9 protein-coding genes and 1 tRNA gene are annotated in these 10,605 nt (G+C 41.6%); 7 read left to right on the top strand and 3 right to left on the bottom strand.

The features are described from left to right. Nucleotides 1–80: 80 nt before the first annotated feature. The 4 genes from HMPREF9304_RS04360 to HMPREF9304_RS04345 all read left to right on the top strand — a co-directional run bounded on the left by HMPREF9304_RS04360 (nucleotide 81) and on the right by HMPREF9304_RS04345 (nucleotide 4,009). A complete protein-coding gene (locus HMPREF9304_RS04360) occupies nucleotides 81–1,706 on the top strand; it encodes a hypothetical protein (RefSeq protein ID WP_036926767.1) in 1,626 nt (541 codons plus the stop codon). 77 nt (nucleotides 1,707–1,783) lie between these two features. After that, nucleotides 1,784–2,350, top strand: coding sequence for a hypothetical protein (locus HMPREF9304_RS04355; RefSeq protein ID WP_036926766.1), 567 nt, complete (start codon nucleotides 1,784–1,786; stop codon nucleotides 2,348–2,350). A 15-nt stretch (nucleotides 2,351–2,365) separates the two neighbouring features. Next, nucleotides 2,366–3,517 (top strand): OmpA family protein, encoded by a 1,152-nt coding sequence (locus tag HMPREF9304_RS04350; protein ID WP_036926764.1) that lies wholly within the window; start codon nucleotides 2,366–2,368, stop codon nucleotides 3,515–3,517. A gap of 114 nt (nucleotides 3,518–3,631) precedes the next feature. Then, nucleotides 3,632–4,009: a RidA family protein gene (locus HMPREF9304_RS04345; RefSeq protein ID WP_008124457.1), complete on the top strand. Its 378-nt coding sequence runs from the start codon at nucleotides 3,632–3,634 to the stop codon at nucleotides 4,007–4,009. 159 nt (nucleotides 4,010–4,168) lie between these two features. On the opposite strand, the gene HMPREF9304_RS04340 is transcribed toward HMPREF9304_RS04345, so the two are convergent. Further along, on the bottom strand, nucleotides 4,169–5,176 hold the full coding sequence (locus tag HMPREF9304_RS04340; protein ID WP_025072459.1) for an aspartate-semialdehyde dehydrogenase: 1,008 nt from the start codon (nucleotides 5,174–5,176) through the stop codon (nucleotides 4,169–4,171). Between the two features lie 1,067 nt (nucleotides 5,177–6,243). Here HMPREF9304_RS04340 and HMPREF9304_RS04330 point away from each other — a divergent pair. Genes HMPREF9304_RS04330 through HMPREF9304_RS04320 form a run of 3 tightly spaced genes read left to right on the top strand, consistent with a single transcriptional unit; the run spans nucleotide 6,244 to nucleotide 10,070 of the window. Then, complete coding sequence (locus tag HMPREF9304_RS04330; RefSeq protein ID WP_036926761.1) at nucleotides 6,244–8,376, top strand: cation:proton antiporter; 2,133 nt, start codon at nucleotides 6,244–6,246, stop codon at nucleotides 8,374–8,376. Beyond that, nucleotides 8,373–9,104 carry an ABC transporter ATP-binding protein gene (locus HMPREF9304_RS04325; protein ID WP_025072457.1) on the top strand — a complete coding sequence of 244 codons (732 nt, stop codon included), beginning with the start codon at nucleotides 8,373–8,375 and terminating at the stop codon, nucleotides 9,102–9,104. The genes HMPREF9304_RS04330 and HMPREF9304_RS04325 overlap by 4 nt, the downstream gene beginning before the upstream one ends. Before the next feature lie 42 nt (nucleotides 9,105–9,146). Further along, the gene (locus tag HMPREF9304_RS04320; RefSeq protein ID WP_036926760.1) at nucleotides 9,147–10,070 is read left to right on the top strand and encodes a CvfB family protein; all 924 of its coding nucleotides are present in this window, start codon (nucleotides 9,147–9,149) and stop codon (nucleotides 10,068–10,070) included. A gap of 95 nt (nucleotides 10,071–10,165) precedes the next feature. On the opposite strand, the gene HMPREF9304_RS04315 is transcribed toward HMPREF9304_RS04320, so the two are convergent. Then, nucleotides 10,166–10,250: transfer RNA gene (locus tag HMPREF9304_RS04315), tRNA-Leu, on the bottom strand. 71 nt (nucleotides 10,251–10,321) lie between these two features. Further along, nucleotides 10,322–10,567 carry a hypothetical protein gene (locus HMPREF9304_RS04310; protein ID WP_197061636.1) on the bottom strand — a complete coding sequence of 82 codons (246 nt, stop codon included), beginning with the start codon at nucleotides 10,565–10,567 and terminating at the stop codon, nucleotides 10,322–10,324. Nucleotides 10,568–10,605 lie beyond the last annotated feature (38 nt).

Raw genomic sequence — 10,605 nt, 5'->3', positions numbered from 1 at the left:
GCAAAAGTGCTATATTTTAATTAACATATATTAGTCCTTTTATCAAAACACAGAAGGATGGTTTTACACTTCGTGCACAGATGCCAAAAGAAGGTAAGCAGCAGGCTTATGCATTCAACAAAGACAAAGCGAATAATGAACAGAACCAAGCAACTATCGATCGCGAACCTTTGGTACGCGTTATTTTGACAGATGATGTTAATAAGAAGGTTGCTGCCGTTGGTTATATCAAGGTTAAAATTGTTGCTCCAGAAGATGTTGCAACAGACCCAGTGTTGTTTACTCACGATGTACCTGTAGTGAACACCGACTATACTATTGCTTGTGGTGATGAGAACGTTCTTGATTTGAAGTTGAAGTGGTTTGAAATTGAAGAGCCGATTATTGCTAAGCTTAACATGTCTAAAACAGACTTCGAAGCAAATTACAAACTTGATGGTACAGTTGCAGATGCATCGCAGTTCGAATCGAATGAGGACGCAGCAAACGCTGTTGCACTTGACGCTGACAAGAAAGTTGGTGTTATTGCCCAGACAACCGCAGATGTTGAAGGCACTATGACTCAAGTATTGAAGTGGACTGTTAAGAACCAACAAGCTTGGGCCGCTTTCAAGGAAGGTAAGACAACTCTTTCTACTTACGTTCGTTACAAGAAGACAGGTACTAAGGGTAAGTACGATTACTTCTATGTGAAGTTTACATGGACTCCTAATAAGATTAACATCACGCCTGAAACCGCTTTTGGCAATGCTAATAAGATTAAGGGATATTGGTATGCTGAGGATAGTAGTGTTGCAGGTTCTGGTTACAAGGATATTCATGGAAACGTAGAGGCTGTTGGTACTACAAATAATACAGTGACAGGGTCAACCACTGCCGAGGCAGATGATGAATATGTATTTAGTATAATGACCGCATTGGAAGGCAATAAGTTGACTGTTGATAAGTTGGCAGCACCTTATGATGGTTTGAATGCTAACGTGGCTCATAAGTTCGCTTTTGTTACTGGTAAGGGACTTTATGCTAACCAAGATGGTACAAAAGTTTATGCCGAGAAGTCTCTGACCAATGAGGTTGCTACAATCGACCCTGTAACAGGTATCGTATCTTATTCTAAGAATGAAATCGCATTGCAACTCTTGAATGCTTATGATCATTCAGACCTCTCTAAGACTGTTACTGCAGTAGTTGCAGTTAAGGCTACTATCTGTGGCAATATTGATGTGCCTGTGAAGAATAATAGATTTAATGTGAAGTTCCTCCGTCCTGTTGATGTAAAGGATGCTAAGGCTACATTCACTGATGCCGAAACAAACGGATCTGAGTCTGCTTTGAATTTGACATTCGTAGATTGGCGTGATCACAACTTTACAGATAATGTTAAGACCAAGGGTCATAACTATTGGAAGTACTATGGTGTTAAGTCTATCAAACTGGATATTGATAATGCTACATCTGACTTGAATGGCAATATGACACAGAAACTTTCTGAGATTACTTCTCAGGTGAAATTCAAATACACAGAACCTACAGTAGCAGAAATTGAGGCTGGTAAGTTTGGTAAGATCCGTTATGAGAATAATGGTCTAACCGTTGGTGAGTTCCATGTGAATATTCCTGCAACCATCACTTATGATTGGGGAACAATTCATTTGACTGTAAAATGTACAGTTAAGAAAACTCAGAACAATGCAAAGCGTCATTAATTATTTGACAAACGCTTAATATTATAAATAGGCAGGCATGATTAGCATGCCTGCCTATTTTCTTAACATACTATACGATGAGGAAATTTATCTCTTTTATTTCATTTTTGCTTTTCCTTTCGCTTGGGCTTTTCGTAAGTTCATGTAAGAAGAAGCCTGCTCCTCAAACCAAGACCTCGTTTGAAGTCTCTTTGACCAATCAGGATTCTTTAGAAGTGATACATTTGATTGATCAGTTCTTTCAATATGCAGAGTCAGGAGACGCAACTTCAGCTGCGGGCATGTTAGTCAAACTTGACAATCGTGACGTGTATTCCGAGCCACAGTTGTTGGATAATGAAGAGCTTAAAGACATGGTTTCTTTGCTCAAATCGCTTCCTATTCAGAGTCATCGAATTGATTACTTAAAGTTCAGCGAGACCTACGAGAATGAAGCTAAAGTTACGGCTGTTATCATGCCTGCTCACGACAATGTTCCTGAAGTAAAGACGGTATTTTATTTTAAGCCAATTGTCTATCTTGGGAAATGGAAGTTGAGTGTAATTGATAGTCACTCTGATGATAAGACTATTATTGATAAGGATAAGAAAGACTCTATGGAATCAGAGTATGCAACAGAGATGAGACATAAAGAACAACATTAAAAAGACATTATAAAGATGAAAAATTATAAGATTTTAATTGTTGCGTCCATGCTTTTTGGCATTGGAACAACGATGTTGGCACAATCCACCTATACGGATAAAGCCAACAACGAGTATCAGTTTAAGAAACATGCTTTCCTGAATCTTCAGGGTGGTGCACAGTACACACTTGGCGAAGCTAAGTTTGACAAATTGTTGTCTCCAAATGTACAGTTGGGTCTTGGTTATCAGTTCTCACCTGTCTTTGCATTGCGTTTGCAAGCCAATGGCTGGCAGAGCAAGGGAGGCTGGAACGGTTATGAGTTGGCTCGTACTGGTAATCCATACACTGCTGACTATAAATTTAACTATGTGGCTCCAGGTTTGGATTTGATGTTTAATTTATCAAATTTATTCTGTGGCTGGAATCCCAACCGTGTATTCAATGTAACTGCTTTCTTAGGTGGTGGTGCTAACATCGCATGGAAAAACGATGAGGTAAATGCCATTGCCAAGACCTTGAAGAATTTAGACAACTATCAGTTGCAGAATTTATGGGATGGTACTAAAGTACAGCCTTATGGTCGTGGTGGAGTTGAATTGGCTTTCCGCTTGGGTGATGCAGTTAGCTTCTTGGTAGAGGGTAACGCTAACATCTTGAGTGACAAGTACAACTCCAAGAAAGCTGACAATCCAGACTGGTACTTCAATGCTTTGGCTGGATTCCGCATTAACTTAGGAAAGACCTATAAGAAGGTTGAAGCTCCTGCACCCGAGCCAGCTCCTGTTCAAGAGTATGTGGAGCCTACACCTGCTCCAACTCCAGCACCTGAGGTTAAAGAAGAAGTGGTTGAAAAGAAAGTAGAACCTTTCCGTCGTGATGTATTCTTCTTGATTAACTCTGCTAAGATTCGTAATTCAGAAGCAGGTAAGATACAAGAAATGGTAGACTACCTCAATGCCAACCCTAACGCAAAGGTATCTGTTACTGGTTATGCTGATGCTGGTACTGGTAACAATAGAATTAACGACCGCTTGGCTCGTCTTCGTGCTCAAATCGTAGTGAAGACCTTAAAGGAGAAGTACAATATCCCTGCCGATCGCATTATTTCAGATTCAAAGGGTTCAAGAGTACAACCATTTGCTGTAAACAATAAAAACCGCGTTACGATTTGTATCGCAGAATAATACTTACGATATAAAGTTGCATTAAAAAGAGAGCTCATCATGTTGGGCTCTCTTTTTTGCATGATTCAGATTTTATGATTAAATTTGCATCATCATCCTATAAAACACAACATAATGAAATCAGTACATTCAGAAAAGGCTCCAGCTGCAGTTGGACCTTACAGTCAGGCTATCGAAGCCAACGGTTTTGTTTTCGCATCTGGTCAATTACCAATAGACCCTTCAACAGGAAAGTTCCCCGAGGGTGGTATCAAGGAGCAAACACGTCAGTCCATACTTAATGCTCAAGCGGTATTAAAAGCGGCTGGGTTAGACTTGTCCAAAGTAATCAAGACAACGGTGTATCTATCCGATATGGCCAACTTTGGTGCCATGAACGAGGTGTATGCAGAGTTCTTTGCAGAACCTTATCCAGCTCGCTCTGCTGTTGCAGTTCGCACACTCCCTAAGGAAGCCTTAGTAGAAGTAGAGTGCATCGCAGTGAAAGCATAAAAGTTAATTGCAACGGATTTTCACGGATTTGCGCACTACATCTGTGCCATTCCGTGAAGTTCCGTTGCAATAGTAAGATATTTCACTGAGCGGTAGATTTGTGGCTACAATAATCAGCTTTCAGTGAAAGTATCGATAAAAGGAGAAAGGCCGGTTCTTTTATCTTTCCTTTTTGATTAAATATTCTGCAATTTGCACAGCATTCAGTGCAGCACCCTTGCGAATCTGATCGCCTGTTAGCCATAGCGTGATACTGTTGTCGTCTGCCAGGTCTTTGCGGATGCGACCAACATAAATATCATCGTGTCCAGCCGATTCCAAAGGCATGGGGTAAAGTCCTGCATTAGGGTCATCCTTCACCTTACAACCAGGTGCAGCAGCTATTGCCTTGCGCACCTCTTCAACATCAAGTGGCTTTTCGGTTTCTATCCATACTGATTCAGAGTGCGAACGAAGCGAAGACACGCGTACGCAAGTGGCACTCGTCTTGATATCCGAATGCATGATTTTTTGCGTCTCGTTAAACATTTTCATCTCTTCCTTGGTGTAACCGTTCTCTGTAAACACATCTATTTGCGGAATGACATTGTATGCCAACTGATGTGGAAATTTCTGAATGGTTTTCACCTCGCCCGTTTCCACTAACTCTTTATACTGTTGCTGTACTTCTGCCATGGCTGCCGCTCCAGCTCCGCTTGCACTTTGGTAGGAGGAGATGCGAACCCGTTTGATGTGACTTAATTGCTCAATGGGTTTCAATACCACCACCATCATAATGGTAGTGCAGTTGGGATTGGCAATAATGTTGCGTGGACGAACGAGTGCATCTTCAGCGTTCACCTCGGGTACTACCAACGGCACGTCCTTATCCATGCGAAATGCACTGGAGTTGTCAATCATAATGGCTCCATGTTTTGTGATGGTCTCGGCAAACTCTTTAGAAATGCCACCACCAGCCGAGGTAAAGGCAAAATCAACACCTTTGAAATCATCGTTGTGCTGAAGACGTTTCACCGTGTAGTCTTTACCCTTAAAGTTGTATGTCTTACCTGCGCTGCGTTCAGAGCCGAACAGCACTAAATCGTCGATAGGGAAATTACGTTCTTCCAAGATGCGTAAAAACTCCTGACCTACTGCGCCACTTGCGCCTACTATTGCTACTTTCATTGTCGTATCTATTTTTATTAAAACTGAGCAAAGCTCAAACTTCTTTTATGTACATAGTACCCGACAAATTTACATAAAAACTGTGATTTATATGCCTATGGAATAAAGAAAATGCTTTTTTCTTTAATGAATGTTGGCTCTTTCATTGAAGAGTACTATTCTTGCCATGAAAAATATCGAAAATATTGGTTCTGTAAGATTGGTGGTACATTAGAAGGAAGAAAAATTAATGCTGAATTTTCTTTACAAAGTACCTCTCAAAACTCGCATGAAAACATCCAACGACAATGTTGGTCGCAAATACGCGAGTTATGAGCAACTTTCATAACCCATTGCTATTTAGAGTATTGCGTATAAATCATTTCCTTTCTTTCGTATTTTTACCACTTTTTTGCGACTGAAGCATTAAGATAAGGTTGCTATTTGCATGCTTTAATGTCGTTGAAGTATGTGAATAACACCTCTAAAGAGTGTTTCCAAGAGCGTTAAGTCGATGCTCCAACTTGAAAAGGCATCAATTTTGGCAAAATTAGCCCATTTTTGCATCTCGTTTGCCTATTGATTTTTTCTATTTTGAAGATTTTGGATGACCGTTTTTTGGTAAATTAACAGGACAAAAATGGTATTTGACAAGTGCTTTTGGTGATTGAACTCTCAAAGAAAAAGCTCTTTCTTTCTCCCACTCGCTTATAATTCGGAAAATTTATCTACATTTGCATAAGGTAGGCTGCGCCTTAACAAAGAAAGTAAACTTTCTCTGTCTTCGGCTTGCGCTACCTTTGCATAAGGTAGGCTACGCCTTAACAAAGAAAATAAATTTTCTCTGTCTTCGGCTTGCGCTACCTTTGGATAAAAGAGACTTCGTCTTAGCAATTTCAGGCTTGCCTGATTGCGTTCGGCTCGTACTCTTTTTGCATAAGGTAGGCTGCGCCTTAACAAAGAAAGTAAACTTTCTCTGTCTTCGGCTTGCGCTACCTTTGCATAAGGTAGGCTACGCCTTACAAAGAAAATAAATTTTCTCTGTCTTCGGCTTGCGCTATCTCTGATGTGTAAAAATAACTAACCGCATGATATCAGCATATTTCCCCATTACAGACCCCACTTTGGTGTTTTTAGTAGTATTATCGGTCATACTCTTGGCGCCGATAATCATGGGAAAATTGCGTATTCCCCATATCATTGGCATGGTGTTGGCGGGCGTTGTGTTAGGGAAGTATGGACTAAATATCTTGGTTCGTGACAATTCATTCGAATTGTTTGGCAAAGTAGGGCTGTATTACATCATGTTCTTGGCATCGCTCGAAATGGAGATGGAAGGGGTGAAGAAGAACAAATATCGTATGTTGGCGTTCGGTCTTCTTACCTTTGCAGTACCCCTTGTGTTGGTTTATTTTTCATGTGTTTACATTTTACATTTCTCCGCACAGGCTTCGTTGTTGTTGGGGTGCATCATGTCTTCCAACACTCTTATTGCTTATCCCATAGTAAGCCGATATGGATTGCAGCGCAAACCCAGTGTGATGCTGAGTGTTGGTGCCACCATGCTGTCGTTGTTGTTAGCGTTAGTGTTGTTGGCAGGCATTGTCTCTTCTGCTGAAAGTGGGTCGGATATGGGATTTTGGTTGCTGCTCACGCTGAAATTTGCCATCTATTGTGCCGCCATGATTCTTTTGATTCCTCGATTTACACGTTACTTTCTGCGCCGCTATAGTGATGCGGTGATGCAGTATGTGTTTGTAATGGCAATGATGTTCATGAGTGCAGCCCTGAGTGAAGCCGTTGGTTTTGAAGGTATATTTGGAGCTTTTTTTGCAGGTTTGATACTTAACCGTTATATACCAGCCGTTTCTCCACTGATGAACAGGATAGAGTTTATAGGCAATGCGCTGTTTATCCCCTACTTCTTGATAGGGGTGGGGATGCTCATCAACTTGCGAATCCTCTTTGCAGGCGGACAAGTAGTGTTCTTTCTATTGGTGATAACCTTGGTGGGAACCGTTGGAAAAATGTTAGCTGCCTACCTTGCGAGCCATCGTTTTCAGCTTCCGCTCTCTTCGGGAACGATGATGTTTGGATTGACTTCGGCTCATGCCGCAGGTGCTATTGCCATGGTGATGGTAGGGATGAGGATAGAACTGGCACCGGGAGAGTTTCTTGTGAATGATGAAATTCTCAATAGTGTGGTGCTGATGATACTACTCACCTGTATCATTTCCTCGTTGATTACAGAGCGTTCTGCTCAGAAAATAACATTGCGTGATCAGCAAATTGCATCGGATGAAGAGGCGTCTCTCGACGATGAGCATATCCTTGTTCCTATAAAATATCCCAATTATGCAGAACAACTCATTGGTTTGGCAATCTTGATGAAAAGTCGGAAGCTCAACAGACCCCTCACGGCTATTAACGTGGTGTATGAAGATGAGCAAATGCGAGTGAATCAGGAAAAAGGCAAACATTTATTAGAACAAGTTACACGGTATGCGGCAGGGTCGGATGTACAAGTACAGTCGCAGGTGCGAATAGCCGTGAATATCGCCAATGGCATCAAACATGCTTTCCAAGAGTTCCAAGCAAACGAGATTATTATTGGGATGCACACGCACGCTGAGGTTTCAAAGAAGTTCTGGGGGCAATTTCATCAAAGTTTGTTTAACGGATTGAATTGTCAGATTATCATGGCAAGACTGATGCAACCCCTCAACACGCTCCGCCGTATTGTGGTGGCAGTACCTTCGAGAGCTCAATTTGAACCGGGCTTCTACCGATGGTTGGAACGCCTTTTGCGTATGGCGACGCATTTAGATTGCCGAATAGAGTTTCATGGCAGACAAGACACATTAGCGTTGATAAGTGCGTATATACAAGAGAAGCATCCTGTGGTGAGAGCGGCATTTAAGGACATGGAACACTGGAATCAGTTTCCGCAGTTGGCTTCTACGATTGCCGACGATCACATGTTTGTGGTCATTACAGCGCGCAAAGGCACCGTTTCTTATAAAAATGCGTTAGAAGAATTGGCAGAAGAAATAAGACAGAACTTTTCTGGGAAAACGATTCTCATTGTTTTCCCCGACCAATATGGGGCTGTAGAGGGCGATATGACCTACTCTCAATCCCAACATCAGGAAGAACGTTCGGCGTATGACGTTGTTGGAGGATGGATAAAGAATAAAATTGAAAAAACAAAAAAGATATGATAGATATACAAGGCGTTACAAAGTCGTTTGGTCATCTCCAAGTATTAAAAGGCATTGATTTGCACATCAACAAAGGAGAAGTTGTGAGTATTGTGGGACCGAGTGGTGCTGGCAAAACGACTTTGCTCCAGATAATCGGAACATTAGACCAAGCAGACCAAGGACAAATCATGGTAGATGGGGTTAGAGTAGACCAGTTATCTTCCAAAAAACTAAGTGATTTTAGAAATCAGCACATTGGTTTTGTATTTCAATTTCATCAACTATTGCCCGAGTTCACTGCACTCGAGAATGTCATGATTCCTTCATTGATTGCAGGTAAAAGCCAAGTTGAAACAAAGCAGCGTGCCCAAGAGCTACTCCAATATATGGGACTGTTGGATCGTGCTCGTCATAAACCCAATGAATTGTCAGGAGGTGAGAAGCAGCGTGTGGCAGTGGCACGAGCATTGGTGAACCATCCAGCCGTGATATTGGCAGATGAACCCAGTGGTAGTTTGGATTCTAAGAACAAGACAGAGCTGCATCAGTTGTTTTTTGATTTGCGTAAAGAGTTTGGGCAAACCTTTGTTATTGTGACACATGACGAGGGCTTGGCGTCCATCACCGACCGCACCATCCACATGAAAGACGGTAGGCTTATCCAGACTACGCCATGCCAAGCAGAAAATGATGCGCAATGTCAACCTTCCGCTCAATGCTCTGAAGATGATACACGTCATTCTTAGGAGCATTCACAAGAATCTTCTATCTAAATATCCAATTGAATAATGAAATACAATCAACAAAAACAGCATAAAGACCATACGGGAGAAGAGACGCTTGAACAAGCTCATGCACCCGAACGCTCATGGGTTCGACTCGGCGATGATAATCGTTTAGTGATATTAAGAGAGGTTGAATTTGGTTTATATCTTGATGGTGGGGATGAAGGCGAAATATTGTTGCCGAAACGTTATGTGCCAGCACATTATACAATTGGCGATGCCTTGGATGTCTTTGTCTATTTAGATCAAGATGAACGTTTGGTAGCAACCACCGAAACTCCTTTGGCTAAGGTTGGCGAGTTTGCGTTCTTGTCGTGTTCATGGGTCAATGAGTATGGAGCGTTCTTGAACTGGGGGTTGATGAAAGACTTGTTTTGTCCCTTTCGTGAACAGAAGAAACGCATGGAGATAGGACATCAATACATTGTTTATGTCTATGTGGACGAGGAAAGTTATCGTATTGTTTCTTCTGCGAAGGTGGAACATTTTCTCTCTTCTGACACACCTTCGTATAAAAGCGGAGAAGAGGTAGATATCTTGGTGTGGCAAAAAACAGATTTGGGCTTTAAGGTGATCATCGACAATCGTTATGGCGGACTTATTTATAGCAATCAGATATTTAGACCCGTACATACTGGTGATCGGTTAAAAGCGTACATTTCTATGGTGCGTGAAGACGGAAAGATTGATGTAACGTTGCAACCGTTTGGGCAGAAACAAACAGAGAGCTTTGCTGAAGAGTTGTTGCAATATCTCCGTTCGCATAGTGGATATTGTGAGTTGGGGGATAAGAGCGATGCCGAACTCATCAAACAACGCTTTCAGGTGAGTAAGAAGACGTATAAAAAGGCTATTGGTGACTTGTATAAACGTCGATTGATTAGCATTCAACCAGATGGCATCCGATTAGTTGACGACCGCTCTTGATAGGATTGCGAGCATCTTCGGCACTCCCGTCTATACAATCTAAACAAACTTCCGAAATGTTGTAGATTCATCGCTACAGCATTTCGGAAGTTTTGTGGTGCGCCCGATAGGACTCGAACCTACACGTCGCAAAACACTAGATCCTAAGTCTAGCGCGTCTACCAATTTCGCCACGGGCGCAAAAAACATTGCGGTTGCAAAGTTAATCAATAATTTTATAAAATAATCTTGTTTGCTCGAAAAATGTTGTTTTATTCTTCAGAAGTTCCTCTTTTAGGAGACTTCTTCTCAAATTGTAACTTTTTCTTCAGCCTCTTCCATCCTTCCACTCCGATGATGGTTAGTCCACTATACTGACAGGTTTTAGCTAAACCAAAGAGTATTGTCCACCAAACACCTTTGGCAGTTGCGCTTATCGGCAGTAACATTTGTGCAAAGGAAAGAATGTAGAAAGGAATGCACATGCCTAATACGATGACACCTGTCCGAAATGACATGCTTTTTAACCATTGATGAAAGAGAGTGAATAGTCGTT

The sequence above is a fragment of the Hoylesella timonensis S9-PR14 genome, assembly GCF_000762405.1.
GTDB lineage: Bacteria > Bacteroidota > Bacteroidia > Bacteroidales > Bacteroidaceae > Prevotella > Prevotella timonensis_A.
The sequence above is the reverse complement of the archived record's forward strand: the minus strand, read 5'-3'. Positions and strand labels throughout refer to the sequence as shown.

Bases quoted from the DNA above. Each gene is read 5' to 3' on its own strand.
- HMPREF9304_RS04320 (WP_036926760.1), top strand. From the start codon at position 9,147: ATGAAATACAATCAACAAAAACAGCATAAAGACCATACGGGAGAAGAG.
- HMPREF9304_RS04345 (WP_008124457.1), top strand. From the start codon at position 3,632: ATGAAATCAGTACATTCAGAAAAGGCTCCAGCTGCAGTTGGACCTTAC.
- HMPREF9304_RS04330 (WP_036926761.1), top strand. From the start codon at position 6,244: ATGATATCAGCATATTTCCCCATTACAGACCCCACTTTGGTGTTTTTA.
- HMPREF9304_RS04325 (WP_025072457.1), top strand. From the start codon at position 8,373: ATGATAGATATACAAGGCGTTACAAAGTCGTTTGGTCATCTCCAAGTA.
- HMPREF9304_RS04350 (WP_036926764.1), top strand. From the start codon at position 2,366: ATGAAAAATTATAAGATTTTAATTGTTGCGTCCATGCTTTTTGGCATT.
- HMPREF9304_RS04355 (WP_036926766.1), top strand. From the start codon at position 1,784: ATGAGGAAATTTATCTCTTTTATTTCATTTTTGCTTTTCCTTTCGCTT.
- HMPREF9304_RS04360 (WP_036926767.1), top strand. From the start codon at position 81: ATGCCAAAAGAAGGTAAGCAGCAGGCTTATGCATTCAACAAAGACAAA.
- HMPREF9304_RS04340 (WP_025072459.1), bottom strand. From the start codon at position 5,176: ATGAAAGTAGCAATAGTAGGCGCAAGTGGCGCAGTAGGTCAGGAGTTT.
- HMPREF9304_RS04310 (WP_197061636.1), bottom strand. From the start codon at position 10,567: ATGTCATTTCGGACAGGTGTCATCGTATTAGGCATGTGCATTCCTTTC.